The organism is Geobacter sp. SVR (genome assembly GCF_016865365.1).
In the GTDB taxonomy this organism is placed as follows: Bacteria; Desulfobacterota; Desulfuromonadia; order Geobacterales; family Pseudopelobacteraceae; genus Pelotalea.
Genome location: NZ_AP024469.1, coordinates 1170707 through 1192507 on the forward strand (window position 1 = coordinate 1170707; position 21801 = coordinate 1192507).

13 protein-coding genes are annotated in these 21801 nt (G+C 60.3%); all 13 read left to right on the forward strand.

The annotated features are described in order from the left end of the window. Positions 1-188: 188 nt before the first annotated feature. The 13 genes from GSVR_RS05435 (at position 189) to GSVR_RS05495 (ending at position 21707) form a co-directional block, all read left to right on the forward strand. Entirely contained in the window at positions 189-1370 is a 1182-nt protein-coding gene (locus tag GSVR_RS05435) for a thiolase family protein (RefSeq protein ID WP_173201228.1), read from the forward strand. 139 nt (positions 1371-1509) lie between these two features. Continuing rightward, on the forward strand, positions 1510-2355 hold the full coding sequence (locus GSVR_RS05440; RefSeq protein WP_173201230.1) for a 3-hydroxybutyryl-CoA dehydrogenase: 846 nt from the start codon (positions 1510-1512) through the stop codon (positions 2353-2355). Between the two features lie 179 nt (positions 2356-2534). Then, the gene (locus GSVR_RS05445) at positions 2535-3317 is read left to right on the forward strand and encodes an enoyl-CoA hydratase/isomerase family protein (protein ID WP_173201232.1); all 783 of its coding nucleotides are present in this window, start codon (positions 2535-2537) and stop codon (positions 3315-3317) included. A 142-nt stretch (positions 3318-3459) separates the two neighbouring features. Next, on the forward strand, positions 3460-4599 hold the full coding sequence (locus GSVR_RS05450; protein ID WP_173201234.1) for an acyl-CoA dehydrogenase: 1140 nt from the start codon (positions 3460-3462) through the stop codon (positions 4597-4599). Positions 4600-4858: 259 nt separating this feature from the next. Further along, positions 4859-6844: a heterodisulfide reductase-related iron-sulfur binding cluster gene (locus tag GSVR_RS05455; protein ID WP_173201236.1), complete on the forward strand. Its 1986-nt coding sequence runs from the start codon at positions 4859-4861 to the stop codon at positions 6842-6844. A 143-nt stretch (positions 6845-6987) separates the two neighbouring features. Next, positions 6988-7764 carry an electron transfer flavoprotein subunit beta/FixA family protein gene (locus tag GSVR_RS05460; protein WP_173201238.1) on the forward strand — a complete coding sequence of 259 codons (777 nt, stop codon included), beginning with the start codon at positions 6988-6990 and terminating at the stop codon, positions 7762-7764. Positions 7765-7846: 82 nt separating this feature from the next. After that, entirely contained in the window at positions 7847-8758 is a 912-nt protein-coding gene (locus GSVR_RS05465; protein ID WP_173201240.1) for an electron transfer flavoprotein subunit alpha/FixB family protein, read from the forward strand. 26 nt (positions 8759-8784) lie between these two features. Further along, positions 8785-9612 (forward strand): CoA transferase, encoded by an 828-nt coding sequence (locus tag GSVR_RS05470; protein WP_173201242.1) that lies wholly within the window; start codon positions 8785-8787, stop codon positions 9610-9612. A 45-nt stretch (positions 9613-9657) separates the two neighbouring features. Further along, positions 9658-10815 carry an acyl-CoA dehydrogenase family protein gene (locus GSVR_RS05475; protein ID WP_173201244.1) on the forward strand — a complete coding sequence of 386 codons (1158 nt, stop codon included), beginning with the start codon at positions 9658-9660 and terminating at the stop codon, positions 10813-10815. Positions 10816-10998: 183 nt separating this feature from the next. Further along, on the forward strand, positions 10999-11973 hold the full coding sequence (locus tag GSVR_RS05480; RefSeq protein WP_173201246.1) for a CoA transferase subunit A: 975 nt from the start codon (positions 10999-11001) through the stop codon (positions 11971-11973). Between the two features lies 1 nt (position 11974). Then, the gene (locus GSVR_RS05485; protein WP_173201248.1) at positions 11975-12790 is read left to right on the forward strand and encodes a CoA-transferase subunit beta; all 816 of its coding nucleotides are present in this window, start codon (positions 11975-11977) and stop codon (positions 12788-12790) included. A gap of 673 nt (positions 12791-13463) precedes the next feature. Continuing rightward, a complete protein-coding gene (locus GSVR_RS05490; protein ID WP_173201250.1) occupies positions 13464-20510 on the forward strand; it encodes an MBG domain-containing protein in 7047 nt (2348 codons plus the stop codon). Positions 20511-20567: 57 nt separating this feature from the next. Continuing rightward, on the forward strand, positions 20568-21707 hold the full coding sequence (locus tag GSVR_RS05495) for a hypothetical protein (protein ID WP_173201251.1): 1140 nt from the start codon (positions 20568-20570) through the stop codon (positions 21705-21707). Positions 21708-21801 lie beyond the last annotated feature (94 nt).

Consider the following 21801-nt stretch of genomic DNA (forward strand, 5'->3'; position numbering starts at 1 on the left):
AACATTGTGCGATTCAGGCAGAATATTCGGAATCGCCACTTTTATCGTATCTGCGGAAGAGAAGTCAGTCTCCTTGAGATACGGTAAGACGTAGTGCTTTGTTTTGAATATAAACATGTTTTGTAATTGCTTGACATGTACGTAAACTGAGTTTATGCTCCCACCAAACCAAAGCTGGAGGATCTGACATGAGCGAGAGCGATGTCTTTGTAGTGGAAGCGCTGCGTACCCCCTTCGGTTCGTTCGGCGGCGTGCTGGGCGATGTGGATGCGCCGCAGCTGGCTGCAACGGTAATCAAAGGGCTGCTGGAGAAGACCGGATTGCCGGCCGAGACGGTAAACGAGGTGATCATCGGCCAGGTGCTCTCCGGCGGCTGCGGCCAGGCACCGGCGCGGCAGGCCATGCGGGCTGCCGGTATTCCCGATGCATGCCATGCCATGACCATCAACAAGGTCTGCGGCAGCGGCCTGAAAGCGATCATGCTGGGCAGCGACAGCATCCGGCTCGGCGAATCCGAGGTGGTGATCGCCGGAGGCATGGAAAATATGACCCTCGCCCCTTATATCCTCAAGAAAGGGCGCAGCGGCTACCGCATGGGGCATGGCGAACTGCTCGATCTGCTGATCTACGACGGCCTGCAAGACCCCTACAGCGGCCGCCACATGGGCGAAATCGGTGAGGACAGCGCCGCCCGTGCCGGACTGACCCGCACCGACCAGGACACCTTTGCAATCCGTTCCTATGAGCTGGCCCAGACTGCCGTCAACAGTGGCATTTTTGACGATGAGATCGTACCGGTGGTTAAAAAGGGCAAAAAGGGGGACGAGACCGTGGCCACGGACGAAGAACCCTTCAAGGGGGATATGAGCAAGCTGACCCAGCTGCGGGCGGTTTTTCGCAAGGACGGTACGATTACCGCCGGTAACGCCTCCACCATCAACGACGGAGCGGCCCTGGCCCTGCTGACCAATGCCGCCGGACTCAAGAAACATGGATTGGCGGCCAAGGCCCGCATCGTTGCCAGTGCCACTGCCAGCAGACACCCGGACTATTTCCCCGAGGCGCCGGTCGCCGCCGTCGAGGCGGTCTGCAAAAAGGCCGGACTGTCGCTGAGCGACATCGACCTGTTCGAGATCAACGAGGCCTTCGCCTCGGTAGCGCTGTTGGCCATCAAGGCGCTCAACCTGCCGGTGGACAAGGTCAACGTCAACGGTGGCGCCTGCGCCCTCGGCCATCCCATCGGTGCCAGCGGCGGACGGCTGGCCGCCACCCTGATCCGCGAACTGCACCGACGCAAGGCGCGCTACGGGCTGGCCACGCTGTGCATCGGCGGCGGCGAGGCGGTTGCGGTCATCTTCGAAAGGGTATGAGAGAGAACCAAGGTTGAGGTTAAGGTTGAGGTTGAGGTTGAGGAACAAACGCTGTTGAAGCAAAGAAACTCAACCAAACACAACCGTCACTCAGCGCCGCCTCAATCTTAACCTTAACCTGCTTCTTAGGAGGATCAGAATGGTCAAGACAGTAGGAGTTCTCGGGGCAGGGCAGATGGGCAACGGTATTGCCCATGTCTTTGCCCAGTTCGGCTACCGGGTCGTCATCTACGACATTGCCGAAGCGCAGTTGGAGAAGGCGCTGGCCACCATACAACAGAACCTGGAACGGCAGGCCAAGAAGGGTGCCATTCCGGAGGGCCTGGTGGGAGAAACCATCTCGCGCATCACCGCCACCAGAGAGATGAAAGACCTAGCCGGGGTCGATTTTGCGGTGGAGGCGGTTACCGAACACGAGCCGCTCAAGCTGGATATTTTCCGCAGATTGGATGAGATCGTGCAGCCCGGTGCCATTCTGGCCTCCAACACCTCCTCGATTCCGATCACCAAGATCGCGGCGGTCACCAGGCGGCCGGAACAGGTGATCGGCATGCATTTCATGAACCCCGTGCCGGTCATGAAGCTGGTGGAGGTAATCCGCGGCCATGCCACCAGCGATGCGACCTTTGCCCTGACAGCCGAATTGGTGGGCAAGCTGGAGAAGGAGATGGCGGTGTCCCAGGATTATCCCGGCTTCATCGTCAACCGCGTACTGATTCCGATGATCAACGAAGCAGTCTTCGCGTTGTACGAGGGCATCGCCTCGGCCGAGGACATCGACAAGGGCATGAAGCTCGGCACCAACCAGCCAATGGGGCCCCTGACCCTGGCGGATTTCATCGGCCTCGACACGGTACTGGCAATCGCCAACGTACTCTACGACGGCTTCAAGGATCCCAAGTACCGCCCCTGCCCGCTGCTGGTGAAGATGGTCAATGCGGGCTACCTGGGGCGCAAATCGGGACGCGGATTTTATACCTACTGATGAGGTGCCAGAAAGGGCGCGAAAAAAAGCAATGGAACACGGAAAAAGCGGAACAGACAGGAAAAGACGGATTTAATCATAAAACTGGTCTTTAAAAAATCCGAACTGATCCGATTTTTCCGTAGGTTCCGAGTTCCATAGTTTCTGGCTTTGTCCTCTGTGGCGAAAGGAGTTTTTCAATGGAATTCAGCAACCTACTGATCGAAACCGTGGATGGCATCGCCACCTTGACCGTTAACCGTCCCCAGAGCCTGAACGCCCTGACTGGCGAGGTGCTCAGGGAGTTGGAGTGCGCCCTGTACGGCTTGGAACTAGACCCGGAGGTTAAGGTGGTGATTGTGACCGGCGCTGGGGAGAAGGCCTTCGTGGCCGGGGCCGATATCAAGGAAATGGCTGCCATGGACGCCTGCCAGGCCCACGAATTCGCCTGTACCGGCCAGCGGGTGATGCAGCTGATCGGGCAGATGAAAAAGCCGGTCATCGCGGCGGTCAACGGCTTTGCCCTGGGGGGCGGGCTGGAGCTGGCCCTGGCCTGTGATTTCATCTACGCCTCGGAAAAGGCCAAATTCGGCCTGCCGGAAGTGACCCTGGGGGTGATTCCCGGCTTCGGAGGCACCCAGAACCTGGCGCGCCTGATCGGTCCCAACCGGGCCAAGGAACTGATCTTTACCGGCCGCATGATCAGCGCTGTCAAGGCCGGCGAGTGGGGCATCGTCAACGAGGTCTTCCCGCCGGAAGAACTGCTGGTCAAGGCCCGCGAGACCGCGGAGGCGATTGCCCGCAACGGGCTCAAGGCGGTGGCGAGCGCCAAGGATGCCGTGGCGAACGGGCTCAACATGGCCAAGGGGGACGGTTTCCGCTACGAGGCCTCCCTGTTCGGGGTACTGTTCGCCAGCGAGGACCAGAAAGAGGGCATGGCCGCCTTCGGAGAGAGGCGCAAGGCGGAATTCAAAGGCAGATAGAGAAAAAACAGGTTGAGGTTAAGGTTGAGAACACATTAAACCCACACTGAACTTACTCTGAAAGAACAGGCAGGCTCTTGGTTAAGGTTTTTCCTCGACCTTAACCTCAACCTTAACCTGAAAAAACCGGGAGGTTTTTCTTATGGATTTCGAACTGAGCCAGGACCACAAGGTTTTGCAGTCGGCTGTACGGGATTTTGTCGAGAAGGAGATCAAGCCGATCGCCAAACAGATCGATGAGGATCACATGATTCCCGACAGTCTGGTCCGGAAGATGGGAGAAATGGGCTTCATGGGCAGCTACTTCCCCGAGGAGTACGGCGGGGCCGGGCTCGACATGCTTTCCTACGCCATCGTGGTGGAAGAGGTCTCCAAGGCCTGCGGCTCCAGCGGCGTGCTGATTTCGGCCCACACCTCCCTGTGCAGCGGGCCGATCTATACCTTCGGCACCGAGGAGCAGAAGAAAAAGTGGCTGCCGGCACTCAACAGCGGCGAAAAAATCGGATGCTTCCTTCTCACCGAGCCCAATGCCGGCAGCGATGCCGGTGGCACCGCCACCATGTATCGCCGCGAAGGGGACGAATTCGTCATCAACGGCAGCAAGACCTTCATCACCAACGGCGGCTATCTGGGGACCGGCGTGTTGATGGCCTCCTTTGACCGCGGCCTCAAGCACAAAGGAATCAGTGCCTTTATCGTCGATCTGCAATCACCCGGCGTTACCATTCTCAAAAACGAGAACAAGATGGGTATTCGCGGCAGTTACACCACCGCCTTTGCCTTCGATAACCTGCGGGTACCGGTGGAAAACCTGCTTGGTCAGGAGGGCAAGGGATTCAATGTCGCCATGGACACCCTGAACGGCGGTCGCATCGGCATTGCCTCCCAGGCGCTGGGCATCGCTGCCGGCGCCTTCGAACGGTCCCTGGCCTACTCCAAGGAGCGCAAACAGTTCGATCAGCCGATCTGTGACTTTCAGGCCATACAGTTCAAACTGGCCGACATGTGGACCAGCATCGAAACCAGCAGGCTACTGACGTATCGGGCGGCCTGCCTCAAAGATGCCAAGAAGAACTACACCATGGAATCGGCCATGTGCAAGATGCACGCTTCTGAGACCGCCACCTATGTCACCAAGGAAGCAATGCAGATCCATGGCGGGTACGGCTACATTGCCGATTATGAAGTGGAGCGGATGTACCGTGATGCCAAGATTACTGAGATCTATGAGGGGACAAATGAGGTACAGCGGGTAGTCATCTCGAAGCTGCTATTGTCGTAGTTCCCGGGCTTTGCCCGGACCCACCTTCTTTCTTTTGCTCGCCCAAAAGAAAGGAGGCAAAGAAAACGGCGCCCCAAACGCCACAGGTCCCTGCGGGACTTCCCTCGCTCCGTCGGCAGTTGCGGCGCGCTCCGAAACTCGCTTCGCTCAGACAGTCGGAGCGCTTCTTCCGCAACCGCCTTACTCACTCAGCTGTGACGATGGGGAGAAAAGGCAAAATGAGAATCAGAAAAGGCAAACCAGGTAAACCGGAGAGTGTATGGAAGCAACCCGCGAGATCTACTGGAACGTCGGCCATGGGGTGGTCCTCCCCATGTACCTGTTGGCCATCGCCGCCTTCGCGGTCCTGGCGTGGGGCTTCTGGCAGCGCCTGCCGGTCTGGCGTCAGGGTAAGCCGCTCGACCGCCTCGGCCGCTATGACGAACGGGTCAAGCGCCTGATAGCCGATATCTTCAGTCAGCAGAGGGTTTTCCGGGTAAGGGACGGTGGCCTGCCCCACGCCCTGTTCTTCTGGAGCTTTCTGGTGCTGTTCGTTGGGACCATGCTGGTGATGCTCCAGGCCGATTTCTTCACGCCGCTGATGCAGGTCAACCTGTTGTCTGGCGAGTTCTACAAGGGCTTTTCGCTGGCCCTGGACCTGGCCGGCATCCTGGCGATCCTGATGCTGGCCGGCCTGTTCATCCGACGCTTCGTGATCCAGCCCAAGGGGCTGGAGATCGTGTGCGACGACTACATCGTGCTGCAGCTCCTGTTCGCCATCCTGGTGACCGGCTTCCTGATCGAGGGGGCCCGTATGGCTGCCACCGAAGTGCGTCAGAACCCCGCCCTGGCGCTGTATTCCCCCGGCGGCCTGCTGGCGGCCCGGCTGTTCATGACCGCCGGCCCGGACACGCTGTCAGTGGTCCACAAGCTGCTCTGGTGGCTACACTTCGTGCTGGTGCTCGGCTTATTCTGCGCCATCCCCTACACCAAGCTGCGCCACATCTTCACCACCAGCGCCAACGGCTTTCTGGTCCCCCTGGAACCCAAAGGCTTCATCCCCACCATCAATCTGGAAGACGAACAGGCCGAACAGTTCGGCGCCGCCACCGTCAAGGACCTGACCTGGAAGGACATCTTCGACGCGGATGCCTGCACCGCCTGCAAGCGCTGCCAGGACCGCTGCCCCGCTTCTGCCACCGATAAGCCGCTCTCCCCCATGAAGGTGGTCCAGCAGATCGGAGAGGTGGCTGTTAACACTCCCGAAGCCAACCTCTGCCAGGCCGTCAGCCAGGACGTGCTGTGGGCCTGCACCACCTGCCGCGCCTGCCAGGATATCTGCCCCGCCAATATCGAGCATGTCAACAAGATCCTGGAGATGAGGCGCAACCTGACCCTGATGGAAGGGGCCTTTCCCGGCGACGAGGTGCGCACTGCCATCGGCAACCTGGAGGTCAACGCCAATCCCTTCGGCCTGGCATATGCCGGCCGGGGCGACTGGACCCAGGGGCTTGACGTGCGGGTCATGGCCGAGGACCCGGAGGTGGATCTCCTCTACTTCGTCGGTTGCTATGCCTCCTTCGACAAGCGCAACCAGGAGATCGCCAGGAACTTCGTCAGGATCTGCAATGCGGCCGGCATCCGGGTCGGCATCCTCGGCAAGGAGGAGAAGTGCTGTGGTGAGCCGCCGCGCAAACTGGGCAACGAGTATCTCTACCAGATGATGGCCACCGAGAACATCGAGCTGATCAAAGGCTACGGCGTCAAGCGCGTCGTCACCACCTGCCCGCACTGCTTCAACACCTTGGCCAAGGACTACCGCGACCTGGGGCTGGATATCCCGGTCGAACACTACGCCACCTTCATCGCCGGACTGCTGGCGGACAACCGGCTGAAACTGACAGCAGCACCCTTCGACTGCACCTACCACGATTCCTGCTACCTGGGACGCTACATGGACATCATCGAACAGCCCCGGGGTATCATCCGCCAGGCTGGGGGGCACATCACCGAGATGGACAACAGCGGTTACGACAGCTTCTGTTGCGGCGCCGGCGGCGGCCGTATCCTGGCGGAGGAGAAAATCGGCAGCCGCATCAACGTTGCCCGGGTGAATATGGCCCACGACACCGGTGCACCGCTGCTGGTATCCAACTGCCCCTTCTGTCTGACCATGTTCGAGGACGGCATCAAGACCGGCGGCGTGGAGGGGGAGATCCGGGTCAGGGATCTGGCAGAGATCCTGGCGGAAAGAATCAGGGCTTAACGGCTATAGAACGCGGAAAAAGCGGGAAAAGCGGATAACGTCGGATTAAGGATCTGACATTGTTAGATCCGATGTTTCCTACCTTTTCAGATGTGATCCGTATTCCATGCCTTGTTTTACAGGACTATTAACAGGAGGTAACCATGAAGATACTGGTCTGCATCAAACAGGTCCCGGACCTGGAATCCCGCTTCAAGCCCGATGCCGCTGGGGTCTGGTTCGTTGACAACGATCTGGCCTTCCGCATGAACGAATATGATGAATTCGCCGTGGAGCAGGCGGTGCGCCTCAAGGAACAGCTGGGGGATACTCCCGAGGTGACGGTGCTTTCCATCGGTCCGGACCGCGTGGTGGAGGCCATCAAGAAGGCCCTGGCCATGGGCTGCGATCGGGCGGTGCATGTCCAGGACCCGGCCGTGCATCTGAAGGACCCCTGGCAGATTGCCTCGATCATCGCTGCCTATGCCAAGGAGCAGGGCTTCGACCTGATCTTCACCGGCATGCAGTCCCAGGACCGCGGCTCTGCCCAGGTGGGGGTCTACCTGGCGGAGCAGCTCGGCCTGGCCTGCGCCACCACTCTGGTCGGCTTCGAGTACGACAACGGCACCATCATTGCCAAGCGCGAGCTGGAAGGGGGCATCAAGGGGGTGGTCCGGCTCAGGACCCCGGCCCTGGTCACCTGCCAGCTGGGGCTGAATATCCCTCGCTATCCCACCCTGCCCAACATCATGAAGGCCAAGAAAAAGGAGATCGCCGCCATTCCGGTGACCGATCTGCTTACCTCAGAGGCGCGGACCAATACCCTGAGCTTCCATCATCCGGCCAAAAAGGGAGGGGGGCTGGTGCTGGAAGGGGAGGTCAACGACCTGGTGGACCGGGTGATCGGCATCCTCAAGGAAAAGACCGCAGTTCTGCGATGAGGCAGGTTGAGGTTAAGGGTAAGGTTGAGAAAGCTTCTTAACCTCAACCTTACCCTTAGCCTGTTTTCCAAAGGAGATAACCATGAAATTACTACTGATCGGCGAATACCGCGAAGGCAGGCTGCTCGACAGCACCTACGAACTGTTGGGCTTTGCCGTCCGGCTGCAGGCCGAGAGTGCACTGTTCCTGGTGGGGGACGGCGGCCGGCTGCCCGCCTGCGGCGGAAGGCTCTACCTGGCTGATGCCGGACTGTGCGGCGAATACAATCCCGACCTGCATAAACAGCTGGTCCTTGAGGCGGTCCGCCAGGAGAGCCCGGACTGCATCGTCTTCCTGCATTCCTCCTATGGCTGGGATCTGGCCCCGCGGGTGGCTGCCAGTCTGGGGGCTGCCCAGGTGTCGGAGGTGATCGGGCTGGCGGAGGGGGGCTACGAGGTCGGCTGCTGCAACGGCAAGATGCGGCGCACCGTCCAGCCGACTACGGCCAGGGCGGTGGTGACGATCCAGGCCGGCGCCTTTCCCGGGCTGCAGCCGGGGGGACAACCCCAGGTGATCCCGCTCAGCACGGCGGCCGCCGGTAAGGTAGAATTCGTCGGCTACGAGCCGGCCGAGGCCAAGGGGGTCGACCTGGCCCGGGCCGAGGTGATCGTCAGTGCCGGCCGCGGCATCGGCAAGAAGGACAATGTGCCCGTGATCGCTGCCCTGGCCAAGGCGCTGGGGGGGGAACTGGGGGCCAGCCGTCCGGTGGTGGACGCCGACTGGGTCGGCCACGACCACCAGGTCGGCACCACCGGCCAGACCGTCAGCCCCAAGCTCTACGTGGCCTGCGGCATCTCCGGCGCCATCCAGCATCTGGCCGGCATGAAGAAGTCCGATTTCATCGTGGCCATCAACAAGGACAAGGACGCCCCCATCGGCGAGGTGGCCGACGTACTGGTGGTGGCGGACGTGATGCAGTTCGTACCGGCCTTCACCACCAAGCTGGGGCGCTGAACTGAACCATGACACAGGGAGAGGGCATGCAACCGCTGAAGGGCCTGTGCATACTGAATCTGGCCGTCAATCTGCCTGGACCGGCCGCTGCATCGCGGCTGAAACGGATGGGGGCCGAGGTGATCAAGCTCGAGCCGCCGGCAGGCGATCCAATGGAGCGCTATCATGCCGGCTGGTACCGCGACATGGCTGCCGGCCAGACCGTGCTCCGGCTCGACCTTAAGGACCCCGAGGGGCGCCGGAAGCTGGACGAACTGCTGGCGGACACCGACCTGCTGATCACCGCCACCCGGCCCGTAGCCCTGAAGCGCATGGGACTGGATTGGGCAAGCCTGCACGAGCGCTTTCCAAGGCTGTGCCAGGTGGCCATAGTGGGGTTCCCGGCCCCGCGCCAGGATGAGGCTGGGCACGACTTGACCTACCAGGCTTCGCTGGGGCTCATTAATCCGCCCCATATGCCGCGCACCCTGCTGGCGGACATGGCCGGGACCGAGCTGACGGTCAGCAGTGCCCTGGCGCTGCTTTTGGGACGGGAACGCGGTCACGAAGCGGGCTATGCCGAGGTAGCCCTGTTCGAGGCCGCGGCAGCCATGGCCGAGCCGTTGCGCTACGGTTCCACCGCCCCCGGAGCCCTGCTGGGAGGCGGGCTGTCCGAGTACAACATCTATCCGACCAATGACGGATGGATCGCTCTGGCGGCACTTGAGCCGCATTTCAAAGAGCGCCTGGAGACGCTGCTTGCCATCTCCGGCCCGGATGACTACCGGCGCGTGTTTGCCTCCCGGAGCGCGGCAGACTGGCAGCAGTGGGGCCAGGATCAGGACGTCCCGGTGGTGGCCCTGGCACTGCAATGAATCCGTTTTGTCGTGACCGAACGGTATGCACGTGAGGAGGAAAGTATGAACTTCGAGTTGACCGAAGAGCAGAAGCTAATCCAGGAAACCGCCCGTTCCTTTGCCGCCTCCGAACTGGAGCCGCTGGCAGCCCGGCTGGACCGGGAGGATGACCGCCCGGCCTTTCTGGCCAACCTGAAGAAGCTGGCCGAGCTGGGCTTCATGGGGCTCAACGTCAAGGAGGCCTACGGCGGCTCTGAGGCGGGGGGGGTGGCCTTCAGCCTGGCCATGACCGAGATCGCCCGGGTCTGCGCCTCCACGGCGGTGACCGTGTCGGTCAACAACATGGTCTGCGAGGTGATCCAAGCGGTGGGGACCGAGGAACAGAAGCGGGCCTACATTCCCCGCATCTGCTCCGGCGAGTACGCGGCCGGCAGCTTCGCCCTGACCGAGACCGGTGCCGGCTCCGATCCCTCCGCCATGTGCACCCGTGCGGTGCAGGACGGGGACCACTTCGTGCTGGACGGCTCCAAGATCTTTATCACCAGCGCTCCCTATGCCGGCGTGTTCGTGGTGTGGGCCGTGACCGACAAGGATGCCCCCAAGGGCAAGGGGATCAGCTGCTTCCTGGTAGAGGCCGGCACTCCCGGCCTGATCATCGGCAAGCAGGAACACAAGATGGGGCAGCATGCCTCGGCCACCAACGAAGTCATCTTCGACAACTGCCGTGTGCCGGCCAGCTCCATGATGGGGCGGTTGAACGACGGCTTCCGCATTGCGGTGGCTGAGCTGACCGGTGGGCGGATCGGCATCGGATCACTGGGGCTGGGGATCGGGCTGGCGGCCATGGACTTTGCCACCCGCTACGCCACGGAGCGGACCCAGTTCGGCCAGAAGATCAGTTCTTTCCAAGCCCTGCAGTGGATGATGGCCGACGGCTACACCGAGCTGGAGGCGGCCCGCCTGCTGCTGATGAACGCCGCCTTCCGCAAGGAGACCGGCAGGAGCTTTGCCAAGGAGGCTTCCATGGCCAAGCTGTTCGCCACCGAGGCGGCCAACCGGGCCTGTTACAAGGCCATGCAGATGCTGGGGGGCTACGGCTACACCCAGGACTTCCCCATCGAGCGCTACACCCGCGACGCCCGCATCACCTCGATCTACGAGGGCACCAGCGAGATCCAGCGGGTGATCATCTCAAGGGAAATCCTGCGGAACTTCTCATAGTGTTGAGACGAGTGACGATACTATAGGTTGCTCAAAAATGGCCAGATCGTCGCACCCGCAGAAAGGCCCGCGGAGGCGTAGTACCCTCAGGGGTATAAACAGTGCTACGCCGCACAAGGTGACTTTCGAGGACGGCGGCGAGATGGCTGTTTTTCAGCAACCTTCCAGAACAAGGAGGGACGCATGAGTACTGGCAAACGCATTACCCTGCAGCAAGCGGCCGAGGTGGTGAAAAACGGCTCCAGCCTGACCTTTTCCGGCTTCACCATCTGGCGCCGCCCCTTTGCCCTGGTGTATGAGCTGATCCGTCAGCAGCGCAAGGGACTCCACCTGATTGAGGTCAACGGCGGACCCCAGACCGAGTTCCTGGTGGGGGCCGGGTGCGTCGATATCTGGGAATCGTGCTGGGTGGGGCACGAGCTGTACGGCAAGTACGGCGCCAACCTGTCACGCCGGGTGGGCAACAAGACCATCATCGTGGAGGATTACAGCCACGCCCAGATGATGTTCCGCTTTGCCGCCGCCGCTTCCGGCTCCGCCTACGCCGTGACCCAGACCTCGCTCGGCACCGACATCCATAATCCCGAATACGACATGCTCGGCAAGGCGGGCCTGCGCGACGGCAACAATCCCCGCATCGCCCGGCACAAGTATCAGTTCGTGGATGACCCCTTCTTCGGGGCCGGGCCCCAGGTGCTGGTGCCGGCCGTGAAGCTGGACGTGGCTATGCTGTGCGTTCAGCAGGTGGGGGAGGAGGGGACCGTGCGGGTGGCCGGCCAGTACTATTCCGATCCCGAGGCGGCCCGGGCGGCGGACATCACCATCGCCTTCGCCGAGGAGATCGTGCCGGAGGAGTACCTGCGGCGTGAGGCTGACCGCAATACCATCCCCAGCTTCGAGGTCGATTACGTGGTGGAGTGCCCCTTTGGTGCCCACCCCACCGGAATGTTCGGACGCTACGACGTGGACGGCTACTTCCTGAAGGATTTCTACAGCATGACCCGCACCCAGGAGGGCTTCGACGACTTCGCCAAGGAGTGGATCCACGGCCTCGACCACATGAGCTACCTGGAGAAGCTGGGCTGGCCGCGCATGCTGAAGCTGAAGGCCAACACGGCCCTGAATTACAGCCCACGCGAGAAGAAGGGGGGGAAGTGACATGAGTGACTACGCGAATCCGGAAGAATACGGGCTGGCGGACCTGATGTGCTGCGCAGCCTCCCGCGAGGTGGGTGACAACGAGATCGTTTTCGCCGGCACCGGTCTGCCGATGGTGGCCATCATGCTGGCCCAGAAGACCCATGCTCCCAACCTGAAGCTGATCTTCGAAGCGGGCACCCTGGATGGCCGCCCTCCTGAGCTGCCGACCTCGGTAGGTGATGCCCGCTGCGAGATGGGTGCCTCGCGCGCCTCGGGCCTGAACGACGCCTTCAGCATTGCCCAACGCGGGCTGGTGGATCTCGGTTTCCTGGGGGGAGCCGAAGTGGACCAGTACGGTAATGTCAACACCACCTGCATCGGTAATTACCTGGAGCCGGAGCTGCGCCTGACCGGCAGCGGCGGCAATCCGGACATCAACTCCTTTGCCCGGCGCACGGTCTTCATCATGGTGCACGAAAAGCGCCGCTTCGTGCCGCACGTCAGCTACATCACCAGCCCCGGCTGGCGGGTGAAGAAGTGGCCCGGCGGCGACTTCGTCCACCGTCGCGAGCTGTACGGCTCCGCCTACCGGGGCGGACCATCGGCGGTGATCAGCACGGCCGGCGTATTCCGCTTCGACGAGCAGAGCGGCCGGATGTACCTCGACACCTGTCATCCCGGCAAGACCCCGGCGGAAATCAGGGAGATGTGCCAGTTCGACCTGGATATCTCCCGCGTGGCGGGCGAGACCAAGCCCCCCACCCGGGAGGAGCTGCATTTCATCCACGATGTGCTCGACCCGGACGGGATCTTCATTCCGCCGGTGAAGAAGTAATAAGCCTCGATAAAACAGCAAATGGCCGATTCGCTGAGGGATCGGCCATTTGGCTTTTCTATGACAATTTTATCCAAGCTGGTTATGAGTTGCCTTGGTTGAAACAAGGTGAACTTCGAGCTTGCAACCCTACAGCCTGGGCGTATTTTTCAAGATCACAATGGTCGGTGAATGTCTCTGGTCCGACAAGGCTGTTCCCCGCCGAGTTACAGTCGGAGGTTTTGTCCCCGTCTTTTTCGCCACTTCCGTCTGGATTAAACCAGCCCGCTGCCGGGTAAGCAGCAGCTCACGCAGCAGGGCAAACTCCAATTCCAACTCGTCATAAGCCGCCTTGAATTCTGGCTCTAGTTTTCACTCAGCGACCGCTATTATTTTAATTGAAATAATAGCTACGTAGAAGCACATTTCGGTTCGGAATGATGTGTTGTCTAATTAATTAATTGACATGATATTTGTTGTAATGTACCTATCTTCATCAATTAATATTGGAGAAAATCCATTGATGGACATTGCACAGAACATTCCGAGGCATCAAGAGCAAGCATCAAGGTCGCTGGTCAGCGCCTGCTGATTGAGCGACTTTCTTGCTGCACTTGCAAATCGGACAAATAGCATACAAAAGGTTCAATTGACAAAAGGCTTGCGGAAAACTATTTTTATTTAGGAATTTCCCATGAAACCTCGTTTCACATTGGCCTTGTTCTTTGTTATTTTGACCGCCTCGCTCCCTGCATTAGCAACCACGGATGGTTTCTATGGGTTGAATAAGAACAGCCCCACCGCTTCATGGGATGGAACGACGGCAAGCCGTCTTGATGTTGCAACCACGGATTACGATTATGCTTACGGCGACGAATCGACCGTCACCTATGCCCTGCCGTGGCCATTTACATTTTATGGACAGCCTTACAGCCAGATCACAGCCGACACCAACGGCAATGTCTGGTTTGGCACAACCGGTTCTGCCAGCTCCTTCAACCTCGCCTCCAACGGCAAAGGTCCCGTGATCGCTGCTTGGAACAACGATCTTTCCTCATATTTCACAGGAGGGGTGTTTGTTCAACACAAAACCAATCCGGAGCGGATCGTAATCGAATGGCAAACGGAAACTTATTCCGATGAAGGTTTGGCTCTTTCGAACAACTTCGAGGTGGTTCTGTTTCAAAATGGCGACATCCACGTTGATTACAACTCGTTTACCACCGCCAATGCCAAGGATTTCGGAAGCGGCATCTCACGTAACGACGCTATCCATTACCTTTCCCTGACCAATGCATTCCTGCCGGTCCATCAGCTTGCGGGCAACTCTTACACATTCTCAACCCAAAATATTGTCCTCGGCGTTCCTGACGCCCCGACCGGAGTGACGGCCATCGCCGGCAATGGGCAGGCTACGGTGAACTTCAACGCCCCAGCCGCCAACAATGGCGGCACGGTAAGTTCCTACACCGTAACCTCCACTCTCGGCAACATCACCGCCACCGGCACGGCCGGACCGATTGTCGTTGCCGGGCTTACCAATGGTACCGCCTATACCTTCACGGTCATCGCGAGCAATACCCTTGGGACCGGTTCGCCTTCTGCTCCTTCAAACAGCGCCACACCCGCCAGCCCTCCCGATGCGCCGACTGGAGTAATAGCGACCGCCGGAAGCAATGGGCGGGCCACGGTGAGCTTCACCGCTCCAGCATCCGACGGCGGCGGCACTATCCTCTATTATACGGTGACCTCCGCTCCTGGCAACATCACCGCCACCGGTACTGCCGGGCCGATTGATGTCGCTGGGCTCACCAATGGCACCGCTTATACCTTCACGGCCACCGCCACTAACGCTGTTGGGGGCACTGGACCGGCATCGGCACCCTCAAACAGCGTTACCCCCTATGTACCTTATTCCCTCGCTTTAAGGGTGAGCGGCCCCGGCACGCTCCGCTCCACACCGCCTCCAGATATCAGTTGCACTGGAGTATGCAACCAGTCATACCCAAGCGGCACTGCCGTCACCCTTACCGCAATACCCGATAGCGGCGCCAGGCTCGTCGGCTGGACCGGGGCATGCAGAGGTGTCGGCAGCTGCAGCGTTACCATGACTCAGGCACAGAATGTTACTGCGATATTTGCCGCCAACGCCACACCGATCCAGACCACTCCTTCTCCAATAATGGGAACCTATGCCACCACCCAGAATGTGACATTGACATGCTCCAACATCTCCGGCAGTGGTTGCGCAACCACCTACTATTGCCTGGGAGATGGCTGTACCCCAACTACGGTCTATAGTGGCCCGATCAGCATTGCTTCTTCCACCTCGCTCAGATTCTACTCCCGCGACACATCCGGCAACAATGAGCAGGTAAGAACCTATGCGTACACCATCGACCCCACCCTTGCCTACAGTTTCGAACGACTTCAGCCCCAACTGACCCAGCCATGGTATTTTAATAGTCCGAAAGGTGTAGCAGTTGACGCCAGCGGCAACGTCTACGTTGTTGATACTGAAAACAACCGCGTTCAGAAATTCGACGCCAACGGAGGCTTTGTTACCTCCTGGGGATCCACATGCGGCTATAACACACTCTTTTGCAAGCCTTCCGGCATCACCGTAGACTTGGCCGGTTACGTCTATGTTGCCGACTCTGCAAACAACCGCATCCAGAAGTTTGACGCCAACGGAGGCTTTGTGGGCAGCTTAGGCTCGTATGGGGACGGCAACGGACAGTTCAGCAGTCCTCAAGGTATCACCGTGGACTCGGCCGGCTACATCTACGTTGCCGACTCCGGTAACCATCGTATCCAGAAGATCGACTCAACCGGTACATTTATAGCCACCTGGGGCTCGCAAGGCAGTGATAACGGGCAGTTCAGCTATCCTGAAGGCATTACCGTAGACTCGGGCGGCAACGTTTACGTCGCCGACACCCGTAACGACCGCATCCAGAAGTTCGACTCCAGTGGTGCCTTTGTTGCCGCCTGGGGTTCTTGGGGATACGGCGGTGCCGGGAAGTTTTCCAATCCTCAAGGTATCATCGTGGATTCGGAGGGTAATGTCTATGTAGCCGACGCCTACAATAACCGTATCCAGAAGTTCGACTCCAATGGAGGCTTTGTAACCGCCTGGGGGGCCTGGGGCAGAGGCCCCGGACAGTTTTACACCCCTCAAGGTGTCACCGTGGACTTGACCGGCAACGTCTACGTCGCGGATACCTACAATAACCGCATCCAGAAGTTCGACATCAGTGGTGGTTTTATGACCACCTGGGGTTCGCAAGGCAATGACAACGGGCTGTTCATCAATCCCCAAGATATCTCCGTGGACTCGGCCGGCAATGTCTACATCGTCGAGACCAATAACAACCGCATCCAGAAGTTCGACGCAACCGGAACCTTCGCAACTGCCTGGGGCTCGCAAGGTAGCGACAACGGGCAATTCACCTATCCTCAAGGTATCACTGCAGACTCGGCCGGTTACATCTACGTTGCTGATACTTGGAATAACCGCATCCAGAAATTCGACTCCAGTGGAGGCTTTGTGACCGCCTGGGGTTCTTATGGCAGCGATAATGGGCACTTTCGTTCGCCTTTCGGTATCTCCGTGGACTCGGCCGGCAATGTTTATGTTGCCGACATCGACACCAGTCGCATCCAGAAGTTCGATGCAACCGGAACCTTCATAACTGCCTGGGGCTCTTCCGGCAGCGGCAACGGTCAATTCAATCATCCTTACGGGATCGCCGTGGACTCGGCCGGTAATGTCTACGTCGCCGATACCTACAATAACCGCATTCAAAAGTTTAACTCAAACGGCGTTTTTGTGACCGCTTGGGGTTCATATGGCAACGACACAGGGCAGTTCACCTACCCTCGTAGCATCGCCGTGGACTCGGTTGGCAACGTCTACGTCAACGACTACGGAAACAATCGTATCCAGAAGTTCGACTCCAATGGAGTCTTTGTAACCTCCTGGGGCTCTTCTGGCAGCGGCAACGGTCAATTCAATCATCCTTACGGGATCGCCGTGGACTCGGCCGGTAATGTCTACGTCGCCGACACTTACAATAATCGCATCCAGAAGTTTACTATTCCGAAACTCAACCAGACCATCTCCAACTTTTCCCTTCCCATAACGGCCACCTACGGAGACGGGCCGATCACCCTGAACGCCACGGCCTCATCCGGCCTGGGGGTGGTATTCAGCGTTACCACCGGTCCCGGCAGCATCAGCGGCAACCAGTTGACCATCACCGGCACAGGAACTATCAGTATCCAGGCTTCGCAGGCGGGCAACGGCACCTACAGCAGCGCAAACGTCACCGCCAGCATCGTGGTAAACAAAGCCACAGGCGGTGTAACCATCGGCGACCTCAGCCAGGTCTACGACGGTACGGCAAAAGCCGCCACAGCCACCTCCGCCCCGGCAGGCCTGACCGTGAACCTGACCTACAACGGTAGCACCGCTCTCCCCACGACATTGGGCAGTTACGCGGTAGTCGCCACCATCAGTGATGCCAACTATCAAGGCACGGCCAGCGGCATGCTGGTAATCGGCAAAGGTACGGCCACCGTCACCCTCGGTAGCCTGAATGCGGTCTACGACGGCACGACGAAGAGCGCCAGCGCCATCACTATGCCGAGCGGCAAGACCGTCACCTTCACCTATAACGGCTCCGCCACGGCGCCGGCCAACGCCGGCAGTTATGCGGTCATCGGCACGATAAATGACAACAACTACACCGGCACTGCCAGCGGCACGCTGGTAATCAACAAGGCGCCCGCCACGGTCACCCTGACCCCGGCGAGCCTGAGCGCCACCTACGACAGTATGGTAAAAGCAGCGGCAGCAACCACCACTCCATCCGGGCTCACGGTGAGTTTCACCTATGACGGCTCCGCCGCCGCTCCCACGTCAGTCGGCAGCTACGCGGTTATCGCCACGGTCAGCGATACCAACTACCAGGGCACGGCCAGCGGCTCCCTGGTGATCGGCAAGGCTGGCCAGACCATCACCTTTGCCGCACCCGCCGCCAAGAGCTACGGCGACTCGGACTTCGGCCCCGGCGCCACGGTGGACACCGGCCTCCCCATCACCTACAGCAGCGACAACGACTCGGTCGCCACCATCACCAGCAACGGGTTGGTGCACATCGTGGGGGCGGGCACGGCCGTCATCACCGCCAGCCAAGCGGGCGACGCCATCTGTCTGCCGGCCACGGCCCAGCAGACCCTGACCGTGAACAAGGGGGTGATCACGGTCACGGCCGACAACACGAGCCGTGCCTACGGCGCCGCTGATCCGGCCTTCACAACCACCTACTCCGGTTTCGTCTACGGTGAGAACGCCTCGGTCATCACCGGCGCCCCCACCTTCACCACCAATGCCGACAGCAGCAGCCCGCAGGGGAGCTATACCATCACCCCGGTGGTGAGCGGCCTCTCCGCCGCCAACTACACCTTCACGACCGCCACCGGCACCCTGGCCGTCGGGCTTGCCAGCCAGACCATCACCTTCAACCCCCTGGCCGCCAAGGGCTACGGCGACGGCTCCTTTACGCTCACGGCCACGGGCGGCGCCTCCGGCAACCCGATCACCTACAGTAGCGGCGACACCACCGTGGCCACGGCGAACGGCGCCACGGTCACCATTGTGGGGGCCGGCACCACCACCATCATTGCCAGCCAGGCCGGCACCCCGGGAGCATACGCCTCGGCCACGGCCCAGCAGAGCCTGACCGTCACCAAGGCGCTCCTCGCGGTCACGGCCGACAACAAACAGCGTACCTACAACAGCGCCAACCCGACCTTCACGGCCACCTACATCGGTTTCGTCAATGGTGACGACAGCTCCGTGGTCACCGGGGTCCCCACCTTCACCACCGCCGCCGTCCAGGCCAGCCCCGCCGGGAGCTACCCCATCGTCCCGGTGGTGAGCGGCCTCTCGGCCACCAACTACACCTTTGTAGCCGCCAATGGCACCCTGGCCATCGACGTGGCCAGCCAGACCGTCACGTTTGCCGAATTAGCGGCCAGGATCTATGGCGACACGCCCTTCGACCTCTCCGCCACGGGGGGCGGCTCCAACAACCCGGTCACCTTCGCGAGCAGCAACCCGGCGGTGGCCACGGTCAACGGCGCCACGGTCACCATCCTGGGCTCGGGCAGCAGCACCATCATTGCCAGCCAGGCCGGGGACGGCAACTTCGCCGCGGCCTCGGCCCAGCAGACTCTGACGGTCAACCGGGCCGTCCTCACCGTCACGGCCGAGAACAAGACCAGGAGCTTCGGCACGGCCAATCCCTTGTTGAGCGTTACCTACGGCGGATTCGTAAACAACGAGAACGCCTCGGTCCTGGTCGGCTCGCCCTCTCTGGTCTGCACCGCCGACAGCTCCAGCACGGTGGGGAGCTACCCGATCACTGTGGGAGCGGGCAACCTCTCCTCGAACAACTACAGCTTCACCTATGCCGGCGGCACACTGACCATAGCCGCGGCCACCGCAACGGTAACCCTGGGCAACTTGGAGGCGGTCTACGACGGCACGCCCAAGGCCGTGACCGCCACCACCACTCCGGCCGGCCTCCCGGTGGAGGTCAGCTACAATGGGGTTCCCACACCGCCCAGCGCAGTGGGGAGCTATCCGGTTGCCGCCACAATCAACACCGTCAACTACACCGGAACGGCCAGCGGAACCCTGGTGATCGCCTTCGCCAGCACCCCGCCCGTCCTGACCGTCTCCACCCTGGCGAACAACAGTGTCACCAATAACGCCGTCCTCAACATCAGCGGCACGGCCACCGCCATCAACGGCATCAGGTCGCTCACCGTCAACGGCACGGCGGTGACCCTGGCCGCCAACGGCAGTTTCTCTCTGGCCCTCACCCTGCAACAGGGCATGAACACCGTCACCACAATCGCAACCGACAACGCTGGCACGACCACCACCGACAGCCGCAACATCACCCTGGATACCACCGCACCGGCGATCATCGTCGCCTTACCTGCCGACAACAGCGTCCTGGCTGTTTCCTTTGTAACGGTAACCGGAACCGTGGACAAAACCGCCACGGTCCAGGCGACCGTCAACGGTGGCACCGCCCAATCCGCCGCCATGAACGGCAACACTTTCAGCGTCACCCTCAACCTGGCTGCCGGGACGAACACCATAACCGTCAGTGCCGTTGACCTGGCCGGTAACCACGCCACGGTCAAGCGAACCGTGGTTTCCGACACCACCATGCCGACCCTGTCAATCACCGATCCTGCCCAGGACATCACCACCAGCCAGGCATCCCTGACCATCTCCGGCACAGCCAGCGATAGCGTAACCGACGTGAGCGTCACCATCACCTGTGACGGCCAAATCTATACGCCGCCTGTGGCAAACGGTGCCTTCCAGCAGTTGATCAGCTTTGCATCGGCGAAGCAGTACGCCATAACCGTAACCGCAACGAACCAGGCCGGCAACAGCGTCACGACGCAGCGGAACGTGATCTATGTCTTGTCTGCGCTTCCTTCCGGCGACATCAACGGGGACGGCAAGGTGGACATTGCCGATGCCTTGTTGGCGTTGCAGATGGCCGTGGGGCTGTCCACCCCCACGTCAGCCCAACTGGCGGCCGGCGACGTGGCCCCGCTGGTGAACGGCAAGCCGGCGCCGGACGGAACCATCGACATAGCCGACGCCATGCTGATACTCGAAAAGGCGGTTGGACTGCTGACGTGGTGATAGTAATACGTGGTGATAGTAATAGATAGAACTTGAAAGATAGTTCGAGGATATCACATGAAGAAATTCGCAATCATTGCGTTGTCACTGCTGGTAATACTCACCCTTGCCGCCTGCGGCGAAGACGGCAGTTCCGGCACCACCAAAACCGTAGTCAGCGGCATCGCCTCCAAGGGGCCGATCATCAACGGCACCGTTATTATTTATGCCGTCACCGATGGAGCCAAAGGCGACCTGCTGGCCGCCGTCACCACCGATGCCGGTGGCAATTATTCCGCAGATCTTGGTAGTTATACCGGTCCGGTCATGGTCGAGGCGAGCGGCTCCTATCTGGACGAGGCCACCGGCGAGTTCAAGACCGTTCCGGCCGACTCTCCCCTCCGTGCCGCGCTGCCCGCGGCCCAAGGCATGGTCAGCCTGCCGGTGACCCCCATCACTGAACTTGCCTATATCAAGACGGGGGGCACTCTGACCCCGGATTCAATAAGCGCCGCCAACTCCCTGGTCTCCAGCCTCTTCAAGGTTAACATTGTCGCCACGCTGCCGGTGGCGCCGACCGCCGGTGCACTGGCCGGCGCCACCCAAGCCCAGCAGGACTATACCCTGGCCCTGGCCACCATCTCCCAAGTGGTCAAGGATGCGGGGGGCAACCTTACCGACACCCTGAACACCCTGGCCCAAAGCATCACCACCACGGGCATGTCATCCGATGCTGCTGCAACGGTCCAAGCTGCCTTGACTACTTTCGTCACCACTAACACCAACAACCAGACCGGCGTGACCAACACCTCCAGCACCGGCCTGACGAACATCGGCACCCTGTCAAAGAGTTATAAGCTGAGCCTCCAGGGAGGTTTCAGCCCAGGCAGCGTAACCGGACTTCAGTTCAACCTGTCTCTCCCGGCAGGCGTCACCCTCGATGTCAACAATTCCACCTCGGCAGTCCTGGCCAGCAGCCTTGTACTCTCCGGTAATGCACCGACCGATGCCCTGCTCGCCACTAGATATGCGAACGGGACCGTAACCATCGGCATTCTCACCACGAGCGGCTTTAGCGTGGGCGAGATAGCCACGCTGACTTGCAACATCCCGGCCGGAGTGAGCACGCCTAGCGCCTCCTCGTTCTCCGCTACCAACCTCAGGAGCATCGATAAAAACGGTGTAACCGTGGCAGGAGCGTCGATAAGCATCCAGTAGTGGAACAGTTGAAGTGGGGTCTATTTTTTAATAAAACCGGTTTCGTTGTTCATTACCATTATTCATCCAAGACAAGGCAATGTTCCAAATCAGA